The organism is Mucilaginibacter sp. (assembly GCF_964263795.1).
Classification (GTDB): domain Bacteria; phylum Bacteroidota; class Bacteroidia; order Sphingobacteriales; family Sphingobacteriaceae; genus Mucilaginibacter.
The window spans coordinates 1-18,270 of sequence record NZ_CAXVWK010000031.1 but is presented as its reverse complement, the minus strand read 5'-3'; the positions used below and the strand labels follow the sequence as shown (position 1 = coordinate 18,270).

At 43.5% G+C, this 18,270-nt stretch carries 19 protein-coding genes; 9 read left to right on the top strand and 10 right to left on the bottom strand.

The window, feature by feature from the left end; all coding sequences use genetic code 11:
* The 4 genes from ACE5CV_RS06015 (at position 1) to ACE5CV_RS06000 (ending at position 4,184) form a co-directional block, all read left to right on the top strand.
* Positions 1-387 carry a DUF423 domain-containing protein gene (locus ACE5CV_RS06015; RefSeq protein WP_374949264.1) on the top strand — a complete coding sequence of 129 codons (387 nt, stop codon included), beginning with the start codon at positions 1-3 and terminating at the stop codon, positions 385-387.
* Entirely contained in the window at positions 387-2,873 is a 2,487-nt protein-coding gene (gene priA / locus ACE5CV_RS06010; protein ID WP_374949263.1) for a primosomal protein N', read from the top strand. The genes ACE5CV_RS06015 and priA overlap by 1 nt, the downstream gene beginning before the upstream one ends.
* Before the next feature lie 157 nt (positions 2,874-3,030).
* Positions 3,031-3,435, top strand: coding sequence for a GxxExxY protein (locus ACE5CV_RS06005; RefSeq protein ID WP_374949262.1), 405 nt, complete (start codon positions 3,031-3,033; stop codon positions 3,433-3,435).
* A 92-nt stretch (positions 3,436-3,527) separates the two neighbouring features.
* Positions 3,528-4,184: a protein-L-isoaspartate(D-aspartate) O-methyltransferase gene (locus tag ACE5CV_RS06000; RefSeq protein ID WP_374949261.1), complete on the top strand. Its 657-nt coding sequence runs from the start codon at positions 3,528-3,530 to the stop codon at positions 4,182-4,184.
* 164 nt (positions 4,185-4,348) lie between these two features.
* On the opposite strand, the gene smpB is transcribed toward ACE5CV_RS06000, so the two are convergent.
* Genes smpB through ACE5CV_RS05985 form a run of 3 tightly spaced genes read right to left on the bottom strand, consistent with a single transcriptional unit; the run spans position 4,349 to position 7,365 of the window.
* The gene (gene smpB, locus ACE5CV_RS05995; RefSeq protein WP_374949260.1) at positions 4,349-4,798 is read right to left on the bottom strand and encodes an SsrA-binding protein SmpB; all 450 of its coding nucleotides are present in this window, start codon (positions 4,796-4,798) and stop codon (positions 4,349-4,351) included.
* A 30-nt stretch (positions 4,799-4,828) separates the two neighbouring features.
* Positions 4,829-6,718, bottom strand: a complete 1,890-nt coding sequence (locus ACE5CV_RS05990) for an Nramp family divalent metal transporter (RefSeq protein WP_374949259.1) — start codon at positions 6,716-6,718, stop codon at positions 4,829-4,831.
* The gene (locus tag ACE5CV_RS05985; RefSeq protein ID WP_374949258.1) at positions 6,715-7,365 is read right to left on the bottom strand and encodes a metal-dependent transcriptional regulator; all 651 of its coding nucleotides are present in this window, start codon (positions 7,363-7,365) and stop codon (positions 6,715-6,717) included. The genes ACE5CV_RS05990 and ACE5CV_RS05985 overlap by 4 nt, the downstream gene beginning before the upstream one ends.
* Before the next feature lie 129 nt (positions 7,366-7,494).
* On the opposite strand from ACE5CV_RS05985, the gene ACE5CV_RS05980 reads away from it, so the two are divergent.
* Complete coding sequence (locus ACE5CV_RS05980; RefSeq protein ID WP_374949257.1) at positions 7,495-7,965, top strand: Lrp/AsnC family transcriptional regulator; 471 nt, start codon at positions 7,495-7,497, stop codon at positions 7,963-7,965.
* Positions 7,966-8,081: 116 nt separating this feature from the next.
* Here the strand turns inward: ACE5CV_RS05980 and ung are convergent, their stop codons facing one another.
* The gene (ung, locus tag ACE5CV_RS05975) at positions 8,082-8,762 is read right to left on the bottom strand and encodes a uracil-DNA glycosylase (protein WP_374949256.1); all 681 of its coding nucleotides are present in this window, start codon (positions 8,760-8,762) and stop codon (positions 8,082-8,084) included.
* Positions 8,763-8,836: 74 nt separating this feature from the next.
* Here ung and ACE5CV_RS05970 point away from each other — a divergent pair, with 74 nt between their 5' ends.
* Positions 8,837-9,394 carry a DUF2892 domain-containing protein gene (locus ACE5CV_RS05970; protein WP_374949255.1) on the top strand — a complete coding sequence of 186 codons (558 nt, stop codon included), beginning with the start codon at positions 8,837-8,839 and terminating at the stop codon, positions 9,392-9,394.
* A 20-nt stretch (positions 9,395-9,414) separates the two neighbouring features.
* Here ACE5CV_RS05970 and ACE5CV_RS05965 read toward each other — a convergent pair whose 3' ends face one another.
* On the bottom strand, positions 9,415-9,669 hold the full coding sequence (locus tag ACE5CV_RS05965; protein WP_374949254.1) for a hypothetical protein: 255 nt from the start codon (positions 9,667-9,669) through the stop codon (positions 9,415-9,417).
* 184 nt (positions 9,670-9,853) lie between these two features.
* Complete coding sequence (lysS, locus tag ACE5CV_RS05960) at positions 9,854-11,581, bottom strand: lysine--tRNA ligase (RefSeq protein ID WP_374949253.1); 1,728 nt, start codon at positions 11,579-11,581, stop codon at positions 9,854-9,856.
* A 184-nt stretch (positions 11,582-11,765) separates the two neighbouring features.
* Between lysS and ACE5CV_RS05955 the strand changes: the two genes are divergently transcribed.
* The 3 genes from ACE5CV_RS05955 (at position 11,766) to ACE5CV_RS05945 (ending at position 14,147) form a co-directional block, all read left to right on the top strand.
* A complete protein-coding gene (locus ACE5CV_RS05955) occupies positions 11,766-12,449 on the top strand; it encodes an HAD family hydrolase (protein WP_374949252.1) in 684 nt (227 codons plus the stop codon).
* Position 12,450: 1 nt separating this feature from the next.
* Positions 12,451-13,074 (top strand): CatA-like O-acetyltransferase, encoded by a 624-nt coding sequence (locus ACE5CV_RS05950; RefSeq protein WP_374949251.1) that lies wholly within the window; start codon positions 12,451-12,453, stop codon positions 13,072-13,074.
* A 65-nt stretch (positions 13,075-13,139) separates the two neighbouring features.
* Positions 13,140-14,147, top strand: coding sequence for a Kelch repeat-containing protein (locus tag ACE5CV_RS05945; RefSeq protein ID WP_374949250.1), 1,008 nt, complete (start codon positions 13,140-13,142; stop codon positions 14,145-14,147).
* 229 nt (positions 14,148-14,376) lie between these two features.
* Here the strand turns inward: ACE5CV_RS05945 and ACE5CV_RS05940 are convergent, their stop codons facing one another.
* The 4 genes from ACE5CV_RS05940 to ACE5CV_RS05925 all read right to left on the bottom strand — a co-directional run.
* Positions 14,377-16,290, bottom strand: coding sequence for an AMP-dependent synthetase/ligase (locus ACE5CV_RS05940; RefSeq protein ID WP_374949249.1), 1,914 nt, complete (start codon positions 16,288-16,290; stop codon positions 14,377-14,379).
* A 225-nt stretch (positions 16,291-16,515) separates the two neighbouring features.
* A complete protein-coding gene (locus ACE5CV_RS05935) occupies positions 16,516-16,842 on the bottom strand; it encodes a HesB/IscA family protein (RefSeq protein WP_374949248.1) in 327 nt (108 codons plus the stop codon).
* 113 nt (positions 16,843-16,955) lie between these two features.
* Positions 16,956-17,369, bottom strand: a complete 414-nt coding sequence (gene iscU, locus ACE5CV_RS05930; protein WP_374949247.1) for a Fe-S cluster assembly scaffold IscU — start codon at positions 17,367-17,369, stop codon at positions 16,956-16,958.
* Between the two features lie 119 nt (positions 17,370-17,488).
* On the bottom strand, positions 17,489-18,270 hold a 782-nt coding region (locus tag ACE5CV_RS05925; protein WP_374949246.1), incomplete at its 5' end, for an aminotransferase class V-fold PLP-dependent enzyme.

The following is an 18,270-nucleotide window of genomic DNA, read 5'->3' as shown; positions in this document are numbered from 1 at the left end:
ATGAACAAACAAATTATTGTTACGGCATCGGTTTTAGGGGCATTGGCAGTAATTGCAGGTGCTTTTGGAGCCCATGCGTTACGCTCGTCCCTGCCGCCCAAACAATTAGAAGTTTGGCAAACCGCTGTTCAATATCAATTTTACCACGTTTTCGCGCTGCTGTTCCTGTCTACATTCAGCCGTTTTAAAAATAATACGATAATAAGCATCTATTACTTGTTCACGTTTGGTATCGTGCTCTTTTCAGGGTCGCTTTATCTAATCTCGTGCCGCGGGTTGTTTGGCATGCCTGGTTTAGCTGCTTTAGGGCCGGTAACACCGATTGGCGGTTTACTATTTATTATCGGTTGGATACTACTTGCTTTGTCCGCTATCAGAAACAAATAATGTTAGAGTTTTCGGAAGGGATATACGCGCAACGTAAAACACTTTTTGTTGAAGTGATATTGCCGCTGGCCATCAGCAGGAATTACACGTACCGTGTGCCTTTTGAAATGAACGACCTGATAGAAACCGGGATGCGGGTAGTTGTGCAATTTGGCAAAAGCAAACTTTACACGGCAATTGTAGCAGCTATAACCGAGCATGCGCCCGAAAAATATGAGGCAAAATACCTGATAGAGATACTGGATGACAAGCCGGTGGTTACGCCACATCAGCTCAGATTCTGGCATTGGCTTGCCGAATATTATATGTGTAATGAAGGCGAGGTGATGAACGCCGCCTTGCCATCTGCGTTGAAACTAGCCAGCGAAACCAAAGTAATGCTTAACCGCGATTACGAGTTTGACCGCACCCAGTTAAACGACAAGGAATTTTTAATTACCGAAGCGCTTGATATTCAGCCGGAACTGACGGTGAGCGACATTGTAAAACTACTCGGACAAAAAACCGTGATGCCCATCCTGAAATCGCTGTTTGAGAAGAATATTGTCAATATTTCTGAGGAGGTGAGCGAACGGTATAAACCTCGCCGGCGTACCTATCTTACTTTAAACCCGGAATATAATCATCAGGAAAGTTTGAAGGAGTTATTTGGTATTCTGGAAAAGCGTGCCCCCAAACAAGCTGATGCCGTATTAGCCTACATCAAACTATCCCGCTCGCAAAAAAATATTACGAAGAATGAGTTGATTGAAGAGAGCGGTTCGGGCGATTCGAGCATTAAATCTTTGATCGAAAAGGAAGTGTTTATTGCAGATGAGCGAACGGTAAGCCGCCTCGGCTACGATGAATACGATGATATTGCCAATTTTACCTTGAGCCAAACGCAGCAGCAAGCCCTGGAGGATGTGCAGGAACAACTGCAACAAAAAGATGTGGTGCTTTTACACGGCGTAACCTCGTCCGGCAAAACGCAGATCTATATCCGGCTGATTGAAGAGATGATGGCAACCGGCCGTCAGGTGCTTTACCTGCTGCCGGAAATTGCGCTCACAACGCATATCATCGAAAGACTGCGTGTTTACTTCGGCGCGCACATAGGCGTTTATCACTCCCGTTTTAATGACAATGAACGTGTGGAGGTTTGGCAAAAAGTGCTGAACAATGAATATAAAGTAGTGCTTGGTGCCCGCTCCTCCGTATTTCTACCATTTGCCGACCTGGGGCTAATTATTGTAGACGAAGAACACGAGACATCCTATAAACAGTACGATCCGGCCCCCCGCTATAACGCCCGCGACGCAGCCATTTACCTAGCTAATATGCATCAGGGTAAGGTGGTCTTAGGCTCGGCTACGCCGGCTTTGGAGACATATTTTAATGCCCGTACCGGTAAGTTTGGCTTGGTTGAGCTGACAGAGCGTTATGGTGGCGTACAATTGCCGTTGGTAGAGGTGATCAGTATCTCCGAAGAAACCAAGAAGAAAACCATGCAATCACATTTTAGCAGCGTTTTGATGGCGGACATGGCCCAGGCAATTGCTAATAAAGAACAGGTAATATTATTCCAAAACCGGCGCGGCTACGCCCCGATTTTGATGTGCAGGGTTTGTGCTTACACACCAAAATGCATCAATTGTGATGTAAGCCTCACTTACCATAAACACAGCGGTAAACTTCATTGTCACTACTGTGGATACAAGGAAGATACACCTTCAGTTTGCCCCGCATGTGGGTCGACACATTTGGAATACAAAGGGTTTGGTACCGAAAAGGTGGAAGATGAGCTATCTATTCTAATGCCTGACGCCCGGCTGGCAAGGATGGACCTTGACACTACAAGATCGCGCAATTCGCTGCAAACTATCCTGAATAACCTGGAGGAGAAAAAGATTGATGTATTAGTTGGTACACAGATGGTTGCCAAAGGACTGGATTTTGCCGATGTTACCGTGATAGGTATTATTAACGCCGATAGCCTGCTGAAATATCCCGACTATCGGGCCAACGAGCGCAGTTACCAGATGCTGGCCCAGGTAAGCGGCAGGGCAGGCCGCAGGGGCAAACAGGGAAAGGTTGTGATCCAAACTTATGATCCAAACCACCGGGTGATTAAACAAGTGATCGCTAATGACTATGCCGACCTGTACTTTACGGAGATGGAAGAGCGTAAAAGCTTTAAATATCCACCATATTATCGCATCATTAACCTCGATATCAAACATAAAAACCCCGAAATTTTATATAACCAGGCCGAATATCTTGCAAACGAATTACGCAAACATTTTGGCGAGCGCGTGATCGGCCCGGAGCCTCCACTCATCAACCGCATCCGCAACTATTACATCATGTCGATCATGCTCAAATTCGAGCGTGACACAATCTCTATCGTAAAAGCTAAAGCGCTTATCAGAGATGTTATTACGCAGTTTCAAACAACTAAACTGGCCAAAGGCAGCATTATACAGCCCGACGTAGATCCCTATTAACACGATTGTACGATTTAAGGATTACCAGAATTTTGACTTACTGTGATCGATTGAATGTTATTAAATAATTTTAACGCAATTGTACGATTTAAGATTCCAGGATTTGACTTGCTGTGATCGATTGAATGGGATTGAAAGATTAAAAATATAATAGATAATGGATATTAATGATATAACACACAAAATTATTGGCTGCGCTATGCAGGTACATAAAACTATCGGCAACGGGTTCCAGGAAATTATTTATCAGCGGGCTTTGGCAATTGAGTTTTCTTTTGCCGGATTAGTATTTGAAAGGGAAAAAGAAATGCATCTTTTTTATCGCGATGAGCATATTGGCACTCGAAGAGTAGACTTTTTTGTCGAGAATTTGGTGATGGTAGAGATTAAAGCGGTTGCTATGATAGAAGATATCCACAAAAACCAAGCGATCAATTACCTCGAAATGTATGATATAGCAGATGGCTTGCTTATTAATTTTGGAGGCAATAGCTTAGAATTTAAAAGAGTTTACAATAAAAAACTGGTTGTGCCGACGAATGATTTTAATGTGAGAAAATAACCTTACTCAAAATCAATCAAATAAATTCGATATCGTTTCTATTTTATGGTGTTGATCATTAAATTCCTTAATCGTGTTAGCTTTGTGTTTAAATGGCATACAAGTTTATTGATAATTACAGGGAACAGGGCGCGCGTAAAAGACTTGTTGAGGTATTAAGGAAGAAAGGTATTGAAGACGAGAATGTGCTTACTGCGATTGGTAAAGTACCGCGACATTACTTTTTTGATGAAACCTTTTGGAACCAGGCATACAAAGATATCGCTTTCCCGATAGGGGCCGGTCAAACCATTTCGCAGCCTTATACTGTTGCTTATCAAACGGAACTACTGCATATCCGCAAAGGGGATAAGGTGCTGGAGATAGGTACGGGTTGCGGTTACCAAACTTGCGTTTTAATGGAAGTGGGTGCAAGGGTGGTCACTATTGAACGGCAGGAAAAGCTTTACGACCGTACTATACAGGTGTTGCCGTATATGGGATACAAGCCCACTTTCTTTCTAGGCGATGGCTCTATTGGCCGGGCCGAACATGCACCTTATGATAAGATTATTGTAACAGCAGGGGCACCCACGGTACCTGAAATATTGCTTAAACAATTAGCTATTGGTGGGATACTGGTTATCCCCGTTGGTGATGAGCAATCACAAAAAATGGTTACGGTATTAAAAACCGGTGAGCATAATTACGAGCGCCATGTATTGGACACCTTTAGGTTTGTACCGCTGGTAGGAGACAGGGCCTGGTAAGTATTAGTTTAAGATCCCTTTAAAACGCTAATTAAATTTTTAATACTGATGGTGGCACTGTTTTGTCAGTGGTGTTTTATTGACTGTGTTGATTATCAGATATCTGCACTCTTTTGCACCCTGCCTGCCGCGTGAACGTGAACACTTTCAGCCCATAACGGCACTTATCGCTTCATCGCCCGGTCCATTTCCAGCTTGGTGTCGCGCTCCTTTAGCGTTTCACGCTTATCGAAAGTCTTTTTACCCTGGGCAAGGCCAATCTCTAATTTGGCAAAGCCGCGTTCGCTGATGAACAGTGCAAGCGGAACAATAGTTAGTCCTTTTTCTTCGCCGCGGGTTTGCAGTTTCTTTAGCTCTTTTTTGTTGAGTAGTAAAACACGGTCGCGCTTGGCCTCGTGGTTGTAAAACGACCCCATTGAGTACTCTGCAATGTGCAGGTTGCGCACATAAAGCTGGTTATCAATAAAAGTACAAAACGCATCGTTCACGTTAGCTTTGCCCTCACGGATGGATTTGATCTCGGTACCCAGCAGTTTTATGCCTGCCGTATATTTATCCAGTATAATGTACTCAAAGTATACTTTCTTGTTCTTGATATATAAATTCTGCTCCATCCTTCGCTTTCCTTTGCTGCAAATATGCGATTATTTTTTTTGAGGTTTAACCACCAATACCGGCACGCTCACTTTGTGGCGTACAGAATTAACCGTTGTGCCAAATATCAAATCCTTTAATGCTTTGTGCCCGTGCGAGCCCATCACCACAAAATCTATTTTTGCCTGGTTTATGATCTCCGCGATAGAGGTTGCCGGGCCGCCGTAGCCAATCTTAGCTTCGGCATTGTAGCCCAGTTTTACCAACGCCGATACATACTTATCAAGGTTGTCTACGTCGCTTTGTGTTTCGTTATCCATTACCTGCTTACCGTAATAGCGTGCGCCCGCAGTTTCTACAACATGTATCAGTGTGTATTGCGCCGATTTACCGCCCTGCATTAATGCATGGCGAATGCAGTCCTGGTCATTTTTCGAAAAATCAATAGTAACCCCGATATTGTCGTAGTGTATTGCCTCCAGGTTATCTAAGGCTGCGGCAATTCCGTGTGGTACATAAACAGGCTGGTCGGCATGTTTGTAAAGCAGCGGCCTTAAAAACACGTATAGCAGTAAAGCGCCGATAGCTACAGCAATAGGCGATATTACATAGTGAACCAATCCTACCGAATCGGGATTAGACGCAGCCCAGGTATTTATTTCCTGGATTACTAATCGCGCATTTAAGCCAACTATCAAAAAGGCAAACAACCATGCGAGTATCTTTAACCAGATACTGGTAGCAAATTTGCCCATTCGCTTTTTGTCTGATGTAAAGTGTATAAGCGGGATGATAGCGAAACCTAATTGCAAGCTTAGCACAACCTGGCTTAGTATTAATAGTTTGCCAAGACCCGCTTCGCCGGCATGCAATATGGTAAAGAATGCCGGTACAATGGCCAGGATGCGGGTAAGCAAACGGCGCAACCATGGTGCAATCCTTAAGTTAAGGTGGCCTTCCATTATGATCTGCCCGGCCAGTGTACCCGTAACTGTCGAACTTTGGCCGGCAGCAATAAGCGCGATGGCAAAAAGCGCAGGGGCCAATTTGCCAAAGATATTGGTGAGCAAATGGTGTGCATCCTGTATCTCGGCTACCTGGTGGTAGCCACGACCGAAAAACGCGCTGGCTGCCAATATTAAAATAGCGGCGTTGACAAAAAAGGCGAGGTTGAGCGCAATTGTAGTATCCCAAAAGTTAAAGCGGATGGCGTTTTTAATACCGGCTTCACTACGGTCAATCTTACGCGTTTGCACTAACGACGAATGAAGATAAAGGTTGTGCGGCATCACCGTAGCACCAATAATACCAATGGCAATGTAAAGCGATTCGTTATTGAGTTTAGTAGGTATAAACCCTTTGGCAATATCCAGCACATCGGGCTTTACAATAAACATCTGTGCCAGGAAAGCCACGCCAACAACAAAGATAAGCGAAATGATAAAGCCCTCTAACTTGCGCATACCCTTGTTCAGCAAAAACAGGAGTAACAATGTATCCAGCAAGGTAATGGATACACCCCAAATCAGCGGCAAGCCAAAAAGCAGGTTTAAACCAATGGCCATCCCGATGATCTCTGCAAGGTCGCATGCAATTATCGCTATCTGTGCCAATACATAAAGGCAAAAGTTAATAAAACGCGGATAGGTATGTTTGGATGCCTGCGCCAGATCCAATCCCCTAACAATGCCCAGCCTGACGGCAAGATTTTGCAACAGCAGCGCGATCATGTTAGATAGCAATAGTACCCATATCAACCGGTAGCCAAACTGGCTGCCTGCGGCCAGGTCGGTAGCCCAGTTGCCGGGGTCCATATAGCCTACGCTAACCAGGTATGCCGGGCCTAAAAAGGATAGTAGTTTGCGCCACCCTGTTTTACCCTCGGTGCTTACAGTATTATGCACATTGCCTAACGAATGGCTGTCGTGTTCTTGAGTCATAAGGCGATGAGCAAATTATTAGCCACCTCGCGGCTAATGTGTATATCTTTATTATCCATATGCAGTATTACAGTATTATCGTAAGTGATTATTTCTTTAACTAAAATTTGCTTACCGATGGTAAGCTGTTGTTTTTCCAGGTATTGTAAAAACACACTCGAATGATCTCTCACCCCGGAAATAACTCCGCCAACTTTAACAGCCACTGCCGAGATTGGTTTAAGATCATTGATCTTAAAGTTTCCGCTGCTGTCGGGTATTGGATCGCCATGCGGGTCACGGGATGGAAAGCCCATAAATTCGTCCAGCCGGTCAATTAGTTCGGTTGATGAAATATGTTCCATCTCCTCAGCCATATCATGCACCTCATCCCATTTAAAGTTTAATTTTTCAACTAAAAAATATTCCCAGAGGCGATGTTTCCTAATAATGTTTACCGCCACCTTTTCGCCGGTTTTCGTGAGGCTAACTCCTTGGTAAGGTGTGTAATTAATAAGTTGTTTATCAGCCAGTTTGCGTACCATATCTGTAACCGATGATGCCTTGGTTACCAATTCTGATGCAATTTGATTGGTGCTTACACTATCGCGCTGCAATTGTAATTTGTAAATGGCTTTTAAATAGTTTTCTTCGGCTAAAGTGTACATTTAAACTAAGCTAATTATTTTTTTAGTCTTGTCTAAAAATACGTAATTTTTGGCAATATGTTTGGCTATCGGATAATTATTTGGAATTTTATTTTGTGAGCGGCAGAATAATATATATTTGCATATACCATGGCAGCCGAATTAGACAAGATAGACCTACAGATACTTAAGATTTTACAGGAAAACGGCAGGATAACCAACCTGCAGCTTTCCAATGAAATTGGGCTTTCACCCGCACCGACACTAGAGCGCGTACGCAAACTCGAGAATGCGGCGTACATTAAAAGTTATCATGCTTTGGTGGATGAAGAGAAACTGGGTTTAGGAATTAAAACTTTTATTCAGATCTCGTTGGATTTTCATCAGAAGAATACCATCCAAACTTTTTTGGACGAAATTCAGAGTATAAAAGAAGTTACCGAGTGCCACCACGTTACCGGCCAGTGCGATTTTCTGCTGAAGGTTTACGTGCGGGATATTAAATCGTATGAGCAATTGATCATGGAGAAGATCAGCCGCATTACAGTGGTTAAAACATTCCAAACCATGATGATCATGAGCACCAGCAAAAAAGAACCGATCATTCCGCTGGAATATTAGTCGGTTTACGAAGATGAATTTAAGATGTGCAGATGACTCCAAGAGGATTCAGCGGCACATTTTTTATTTACAGCCATGTTCTTCATATGGAAGGAATATTTGAATCGTCACCTATTTTAAACCTGCCAGTCGATTGGCTCTTTACCTTGCTCGATCAGAAAATCATTAGTTTTTGAGAATGGTTTTGATCCAAAAAATCCGCCGTGACTTACCGCTAATGGCGATGGGTGCGTCGATTTAATGATGAGATGATTATTATCAGGATTGATCAGTGCGCTTTTTGATTGTGCATACGCCCCCCACAGGATAAACACCAGCCCTTTTCTATCATCTGATAATTTTTTGATAGCTGCATCTGTAAATTTTTCCCATCCTTTTTTTTGATGCGAACCTGCTGTCGCAGCACGTACTGTTAAGGTTGCATTTAGCAGCAGTACACCTTGCTCTGCCCATTTAGTCAGGTCGCCGGTTTGGGGAATTTTAAACCCGGCGATATCTGTTGATAGTTCTTTATAGATGTTTTTTAAGGATGGAGGCGGTGTAACCCCCGCCCGTACCGAAAACGACAAGCCATGCGCCTGGTCGGGCCCGTGATAAGGATCCTGCCCAATGATTACCACCTTTACCTTATCAAAGGGGGTAATATTAAAAGCGTTAAAAATTTCCTTGTTTTTGGGATAGGTAACATTTCCGGCGGCTTTTTCCTGCACTAAAAACTTTTTAAGTTCGGCCATGTAGGGTTTGCTAAATTCGTCGCCTAATTCTGTGTTCCATCCGGGCTCTAATTCTCCTGCCATAAATATTTATACTGGTGTTTTATTTAGGTTACAAATAACGATATTTGCGCATTGTTTTAATACTACTACAAATTATGTCGAATATAGTTAGGTTAGTTATTGCCTGTATAATAATGGGAGGGGCTGTTACCCTTTGCGCTTTTGGTTTTTGGGGATGGGGAGTCCCTTTGTTTTTAATAGGCGGTTTGGTGCTGCTTACCTTCTTCTTTAACGAAAATATGCTTGTTGCGCAATTTTACTTGCGTAAAGAAAACTCTGACCAGGCTGAAGCTTGGTTAAGCAAAATTACCGATTACGAAAAGCAATTACACAAAGGCCAATGGGGGTATTATAACCTGCTTATTGGCTTGGTAGAATCGCGCAAAGCGCCTTTAAAATCCGAAAAATACTTTAAGAAAGCACTTCAGTTAGGCTTAACGATGTCGCACAATCTGGCGCTGGCTAAGCTGAGCCTGGCAGGTATCTCAATGGCAAAACGCAACAAGCGCGAAGCCGAAATGTACCTGAAGGAGGCCGCAAAAGATGACAAAAATAAATTACTTGCCGACCAGATAAAGATGATGAAAGGCCAAATGGCCCAAATGGATAAACAGCAAGTTGTACGCGGAGGATTCCGCCAGCAAAGGTTTTAATTACTAAGATTTGCCAGTGATTATTTCTCGTCCAGGTTGCTGTAGTAATCCGGCTCTGAAGAATGGCCCTGTTGCGCGCTAAGATGCCTGTCCGGGATCTCCACATCAATACAATCTTCCAGGTCATCATGCTCCTGAGGTTGGTTTTGCGCCTTTACAGGTTCAGACACTTCAACTATCTTTAACAGGCTGCGAATAAACGACAGGTTAAAGCTGCTTCTGTTAAGCTTGATCAGGTATTCGTTTTCGGTTATCTCGAGAATAGAATTTGTCATAACATTCAATTATAGGTGTCCGATTATAAAACTAAACGTCCTGTATTAATTGAAGGTTTTATCCTCTTTATGTTTTTGTTAACAAACGGTGGAAAAATAACTATTGTTATCGATATCGAGAGTTAGAACAAAAAAAGAGACACAATATTTTGCGTCTCTTCGTATTTTAATTTGTCTGTACGGATTAGTGATTATCAAACCACGCCATTACCGTTTCTTTGGCGGGCATGGCAATTTCGAGTTTCATCTTCTTGCGCATTCCCCCAAGGTCATTAAATACTTTGTTAGGGTTGCCTGCTTTTAAGTCCTCTACAGAATTAAAGCCCATTTTATTCAGCACTGGCACCCACTCTATTGGAACACCGATATTTACAAAGTCCTCAACACTTGGTGCCTTAACTTTTTTCTCGGGGCGCATCTGTGGGAAGAACAGCACTTCCTGGATAGTGCTTTGATTAGTCATCAGCATCACCAAACGATCTATACCTATACCCAGGCCAGAGGTTGGCGGCATGCCGTATTCAAGTGCACGTAAAAAGTCATCGTCCATTGCCATTGCCTCGTCATCACCGCGGCCGGCTAATATAAGTTGTTCTTCCAAACGCTCCCGCTGATCTATCGGGTCATTTAGCTCCGAGTAAGCATTAGCGATCTCTTTACCGTTTACAAACAGCTCAAAACGCTCTACCAAACCATCTTTAGTACGGTGCTTTTTGGCAAGCGGGGTCATTTCGATGGGGTAGTCGGTTATGTAAGTCGGCTGGATCAGGTTATGTTCAACCTTAGCGCTAAATATTTCGTCGATCAGTTTGCCTTTACCCATGCTGGCGTCTACTTCTATACCCAAATCGTCACACACCTGGCGCAAACCGGTTTCATCCATTGCAGATACATCAATTTGAGTGTACTTTTGGATTGACTCATACATTGTCAATTTCTCGTATGGGCCTGCAAAATTGATCTCGTTTTGGCCAACCTGTACAACCGGTACGCCGTGCACGGCTTTGGCAACGGTTTCGAGGCATTCTTCAACCATTGCCATCATCCAGATGTAGTCTTTGTAGGCTACGTAAATTTCCATCGCGGTAAATTCCGGGTTGTGCGTGCGGTCCATACCTTCATTACGGAACATTTTACCGAATTCATATACGCCATCAAAGCCGGCCACAATAAGGCGTTTCAGGTAAAGCTCATTAGCAATACGCAAAAACAGGCCCATGTCCAACGTGTTATGGTGCGTAGCAAACGGGCGTGCCGCTGCTCCGCCGTGTACAGCCTGCAGGATAGGTGTTTCCACCTCCATCCAGCCTTGTAAATTAAAGTAATCACGCATAGTACTGATCACTTTTGAGCGGGCAATGAATATGTTTTTGAATTCCGGGTTAACGGTTAAATCTACATAACGCTGGCGGTAACGCATCTCAGGGTCGGTAAAACCATCATGGATAGTTCCGTCATCTTCGCGTTTTACAACCGGCAGTGGCTTTAATGATTTTGCCAATATATCCAGATGCTGTACGTGTAAAGAGATCTCTCCGGTTTGGGTCAAAAATACGTAGCCTTTAACGCCTATATAGTCGCCGATATCCAGAAGCTTCTTAAATACGGTGTTGTAAAGTGTTTTATCCTCGTCAGGACAAATGTCGTCACGTTTGATATAGATCTGCACGCGGCCGGTGCTGTCCTGCAGTTCGGCAAATGATGCGCTGCCCATTATACGGCGTGTCATTATACGGCCCGCTATGGTTACCTGTTTATATTTATCAGGGTTAGCTTTAAAATTATCATTGATATCCTGTGCCCATGCGTTAACGTCATAAGCTTCGGCAGGGTAAGGGTTGATGCCTAATTCGCGGAGTTTCTGTAATGATTCGCGGCGAATAATTTCCTGTTCGGACAGTGCAATACTCATATGGTATAAGGTACTTTATTAAGGGTGCAAAAATAGGGTTTTTGTAAAGAGTTAAGTACAGTTTTATAAAGTAAAAATGTTTAACTGCGTAAAGCGACCTGACATTTGTAAAGTATGTCATTACAAACAGAGCTAATGCTGACATCCGATTAGAATTATTCAACAGTTTGATATCTTTACACCCATGAACATTAAGGTAATTGCCTTCGACGCCGATGATACCCTTTGGGTGAACGAGCCGTACTTCAGACAAACAGAAGAAGAGTTCTGTAAATTGCTGTCCAGCTATGCATCACAGCACGAGTTAGAGCGCGAACTGCTAAAGATAGAGATAGCTAACCTGGTGCTTTATGGTTACGGCATTAAAGGGTTTATCCTATCCATGATAGAGGCCGCTATGAACATCACCCAAAATACATTAAGTATTGATGTAGTGGCCCAGATAATGGACCTGGGTAAGCAAATGCTTAACCAGCCTATCGAGTTATTGGACGGTGTTGAAGATGTGCTTGAAAAGCTTAAAGGCAAATACCGCCTGGTGGTGGCCACGAAAGGTGACCTGCTGGACCAGGAGCGCAAGCTGAAAAAATCAGAACTGAACCATTACTTTCACCATATCGAGATCATGAGCGAAAAGGATGATGCCAATTATCTAAAACTCATTAAACACCTTGATATCCGGCCGGAAGAATTGCTCATGGTCGGCAATTCGCTAAAAAGCGACGTAATGCCTGTACTAAATATTGGCGGGCATGCGGTACACGTGCCCTACCATATAACCTGGGCGCACGAGCAGATAGAAGGCAGTGTTGACAATGAGCGATTTAAGAGTGTGCAAAGCATAAAGGAAATTCTGAACCATTTGTAACATGAGGACAAAAGTTGACCTGGAGACCTGGGTACGCAAAGAGCATTTTAAAATCTTCAATAGTTTCGACGAGCCCTACTACAGCATCAATGTAGATGTCGACTGCACTACAGCCTATAGGCGGGCAAAAGAATTAGGGGTATCCTTCTACCTTTACTACCTGCATTGTGCCATCACGGCTATAAATGATATTGAAATTTTCAGGTATCGTGCCATCTCTGATGAGGTTTTTGTCTACGACAAAATAAACGTTACTCACATTGTGCTGCGCCCCGACGAAACTTTTGGGATAGGTTTTATTGAGTATCAAACCGATTTGAATGAGTTTGTTGCAGCGGCTAATATCGAAAAAGACCGGATCCTGGCAACCAAAGGTTTAAGCCTTGATTTGCCGGGAGATAACATCATCCACTTCTCTGCACTGCCGGGTATTAAGTTTACCGGTTTAACCCACGCCCGCAGCTTCGGGTTTAAGGATAGCTCAACCAAACTTTCTGTTGGTAAGCTTACCGAAGTGAACGGCAAAAAGATGATGCCATTATCTATTACCGTACATCACGGATTAACAGATGGCCTGCATGTAGGCCGCTTCATAGATCATTATCAACAGTTGCTTAACAGGTAGTAGTGGGGCATCTTGGTTTGAGCAGTAAATATTTATATATTTATAAGCCCCGCCTGCTAACCAATATGCTTTTCAAAAAAAACGCTTTCCTGCTAATATTGCTGTGTTGCTTGCTTTCATGCAAAAAGGAGCCATTTGTACCCAATTCAGAAAATGCTCTGCCGGGCTATTGGCAGCAGTTAAAAACTTTCCCGGGTGCAGGGCGTGTGCGGGCATTCGGGTTTAGCATTGGCAAAAAGGGTTATATTTTGGGTGGTAACGCCGCCGGAGGGTTCAATTCATTTTTGCTGAACGATTTGTGGGAATATGACCCGGCAACAGACCATTGGACTAAAAAGGCCGATTACCCCGGCCAGGCTGCCGAATATCTGCGTGGCTTTGCTATTAATAACAAAATGTACCTGGGCACAGGTTTTGGCCAGCGTGTTGCTGTGCCGGGTAACACCGTGCCGCAGAACAACGACTTCTATGAATACGACCCTGCCACCGATAAGTGGACCCGCAAAGCGGATTTCCCTGCCGAGCCGCGTGAGAACGTTATCGCTTTTGAATTGAATGGCAGCGGCTATATGGGCCTGGGTACAAACGACTCTTACGACAAAAACTTCAAGGATTTTTATAAGTACGATGCTGCTGCGGATAAGTGGCTACGTGTAGCCGATTACCCCGGCACCGGCAGCTTTGGCGTTGCTGCTTTTTCTGTTAATGGAAAAGGTTATGCGGGGTTGGGCGGTGCATCGCCAAGCACTATAGAAAAGGATTTTTGGCAGTATGACCCTGTTGCTAACCAGTGGACAAAAAAAGCGGCTTTTACCGGCAAGGGGCGTGTGTTTAGCGGTCAGTTTGCTATTGGTAACAGTGGCTACGTTGGTTTCGGTACTTCGATAAGCGAAAATCTGGACGATTGGTACAGGTATGATGCCGAAAAAGACAGCTGGATTAAGATCACCAACTTCCCCGGTGCTAACCGTTACGATTTGATCACTTTCGTGATAGATGGCATTGGCTATGTGGGCACCGGCAACCCGGGCCAGCTGGATGACTTTTGGAAATATACACCGGTAAAAAAGTAATCAAATTACCGTTTGTATGCTGGGGCAAAAAGGTGTACAACTGTTAACAAAGGTTTACACTTTTTTCGATAATTTCGTGTAGTTTGCTGACAATCAATTACTTAAAAAAAAAGTGGGTTAACATGTTTTTGGCATAAACGGCATCAGGATATAGCCGATTCTTATCCCGCGATGTAGGTCAACCGGATAGATAAAACGCATCTGCCAAAAGCCCCAAAGACTTTTTAGATTAATCTACATCCGCTTCCTGCAGGTACATCTCGTCGATTGCTTCCGCGTACTTCTTCTCTATCACTTTACGTTTAGCTTTAAGGGTAGGGGTTATCTCACCATCCTCCATACTAAATGGTAAACGTTTTATTTTAAAGTTTTTAATACGCTCGAATTTGGCCAGCTCGTTAGATAATTTGCGGATATCCTGGTTTAGCCAGTCGTTGATCTCTTTGTTATCTATAAACGGGTTGGCATCCTCAAAAAAGTCGTTACCTATTTTAAAGGTTTCCTGCAGCAATTCCTTCGGCGGCACGATGATGGCTGTAATATATTCGCGTTTATCGCCCACTAAGAATATCTGTTCAATTTTAGGGCTTTTCAGATAAGTATTCTCTACCGGTGTAGGGTAAACGTTTTTACCATAGGCATTCACCAGCATGTTTTTAAGCCTGTCGGTTATCTGGATGTTACCCTTATAAAAGCGCCCGATATCGCCGCTATGGAACCAGCCGTCGCTGTCTATAGCTGCGGCAGTTTCTTCCGGTTTATTCCAGTATCCCTTCATCACGCTGATCCCCCTTATCAGGATCTCGCCCTCTTCAGATTGATAATCCGGCTTAAAGGTTTCGTGTGTTTGCACGGTGTAGATCTGTTTGGTCTCTACATTTTGAATAGCCACCTTCGTGCCCGACATAATACGGCCGGCGGTACCATAAACCTGCCTGTCGAACTCCGTTACAGCCATAGGGCCCGTAGTTTCGGTAAGGCCGAAACCTTCCAATACTTTGATGCCGACAGCACCTAAAAATAACCCAACGTTTTTAGGCAGCGCACCACCGCCCGAGATCAGGAATTTGATATTACCGCCAGTTTTTTCACGGATCTTGCTAAAAACCAGCTTATCGGCAATTTTCAGTTTACTGCTTAACAACAAGCCGGGCTTTTTGCCGTCTTCAATCAGTTTTAAGTTTTCCTGGCCGGTTTCAAACGCCCATAAAAATATTTTGGTTTTCATACCCCCGGCAGATGTACCGGTTTTCATGGCGCGGTCGTGTATCCGCTCTAACAGTCGGGGTACGCAATTCATAATGGTAGGTTTAACCTCCACCATGTTTTTAGCCAGCAGCTCCAGACTTTGCGAAAAGGCAATGGTACAGCCTGCGCCTAAACAAATATAGTAGGTAGCAGTGCGCTCAAACACGTGCGATAGCGGCAGGAAAGAAAGGAAAACGTCTGTTTTTTCAACATTAGGGATCTGATTTAAACCTTCCCGTACGGTTTCTACAAAGTTGCTGTGGGTCAGCATCACCCCTTTAGGGATACCGGTAGTTCCGGAAGTATAGATCAGGCTGGACAGGTCTGACGGCAATATAGCCTCACGTGCAATATTAATGGCGCCGGCGTATTTGCCATGTAACGACCTGCCCTCTTGAATGACTCTGTCTAACCCAACCACCCCTGCGTTAAGGTTTAGCTTTTCGCTGAACTTTTCATGATCTTCAAAAGCGGGGATAATGCGCATCAACGATTTGCAGCTGTTAGCTACTTTCAATACTTTTTTGAGCAGGAAGGGGTTACCAACTAGTATCGTTTTAGCTCCTGAATCATTCAGGATATATTCAACTTCTGCTTCGGTTAGGGTAGGGTAAATGGATGCATTCACCGCGCCGATTTGCTGTACCGCCTGGTCGTAGTATATATAATCCGGACCGTTCTCTATCAAGAGTGCAAGGCGGTCGCCTTTTTGTATTCCAATTTCCAGGAACCAGGCCGATATGGCATCTATCTTTTCTAGTGCTTCTTTATAAGAGATCTCTACCCACGTCTCTTTCACTTTATGCTTTAAAAAAGTGTGGGTATCGGGATGTATGTTGGCAACGATATTACGGATCAGTCCGGGTACGGTTGATTGCTGAGCAGCGATATTCATTAAGATTAAATCAGGTTATAATTGAACAAAGCTAATTAATTTCATTTAATTAAAAACTACATAAATGATGCCGATTAACCGCAACTGAAACCACTAACGGTTAATTAACAGTCGCTAGAATTGCCATCAAAAAGCTCAATCGCATTGTCAAACCCAAAATCCTTATTCATAAAAAAAAGCCCCGTAAAACGGAGCCTTTAATAATATTATGAGATGACGAGTGAATTATACCGAAAAACTTTCGCCGCAGCCGCAGGTGCGGGTTGCATTAGGGTTATGAAAATTGAAACCCTTACCGTTCAATCCGTCGCTAAAATCAAGCTCGGTGCCGGCCAGGTATAAAAACGATTTCATATCCAGCGCGAAACGTACTCCGCGATCTTCAAAAAACTGATCGCCTTTTTTCTCTTCGTTATCAAAATCAAGGTTGTATGACAACCCTGAGCAGCCGCCGCCTTGCACAGATACCCTCAAAAAATACGAAGCGTCTAAATCGCTATCGCGCATCAGGTCATCTATCTTGGCTTTAGCCTTATCAGTTACAGTTACCATAGTTGGTTAATGGTTAATTAATTGAGCAGTGAGTGGTTGTTAAACAATTAAGCTTATCATTGGCGACAATTTAAAACTACTCACCAATTAACCATTCTCTACTCACCAAAAAATTAGTGATGTGATTTTTCCAGTTCGATTGGCTCCATGCCGTTCTTTACACGGAAATCGTTAATGGCTGCTTTGATCGCATCTTCTGCTAAAACCGAACAGTGGATCTTAACCGGTGGAAGGGCAAGCTCTTCCACGATATCCATGTTGTCAATCTTCATTGCATCGTCAACGCTTTTACCTTTCAACCACTCTGTAGCTAAAGATGATGAAGCGATTGCCGAACCGCAACCAAAGGTTTTAAATTTAGCATCAGTGATGATGTTGTTTTCATCCACCTGGATTTGCAAACGCATTACATCGCCGCACTCCGGTGCACCTACAAGGCCAGTACCAACTTTGTGGCTGCTTTTATCTAACGTGCCCACATTGCGGGGGTTAGTATAATGGTCAATTACTTTATCTGAATAAGCCATAGCTTTGTTTTTTATGAATTTGAAAATTTGATGATTTGAAAATGAATCAAATCATATTAATATTTTGCTGAAGATGCCGATAATTTCTAATATTCAAATCACCACATCTTCAAATTAACTTAGTGTTCTGCCCATTCAATCGAGTCAAGATCAATGCCTTCTTTAAACATTTCCCAAAGCGGCGACATGTTGCGGAGGTTGGTAACCGCTGTTTTGGTTACTTCTACTGCGTAATCAACTTCTTCCTGAGTAGTAAAGCGGCCTAAACCAAAACGGATAGACGAGTGTGCCAGGTCATCAGATAATCCTAAGCTTTTTAAAACATAAGATGGCTCTAATGATGCTGATGTACAAGCAGATCCTGATGATACAGCCAGATCTTTCATGGCCATCATCAAACCTTCACCTTCAACATATTTGAATGATATATTGGCAACATGCGGTAAGCGGTGTTGAACATTACCGTTTACGTAGCTTTCTTCCAAAACGGTTAAAGCGCTCTCTAATCTATCGCGCAGGGCAGATAAGCGGATAGCTTCGCCTGCCATTTCTGCACCGGCTATTTCACAAGCTTTACCCAAACCAACAATACCAGGTACGTTCAAAGTGCCAGAACGCATGCCGCGCTCGTGGCCGCCACCGTCCATTTGTGCGGTAACTTTAACCCTTGGGCCTTTACGGCGAACATATAATGCACCAACACCTTTAGGGCCGTACATTTTATGTGCTGATAACGCCAGCAGGTCAATACCATCTGCATTTACATCAACAGGTATTTTACCAACTGCCTGGGTAGCATCGGTCATAAATAAAGCACCGTACTTATGCGCAATTGCAGCAATTTCTCTAACTGGCTGTACTACACCAATTTCGTTATTGCCGTACATAATAGATACCAGGA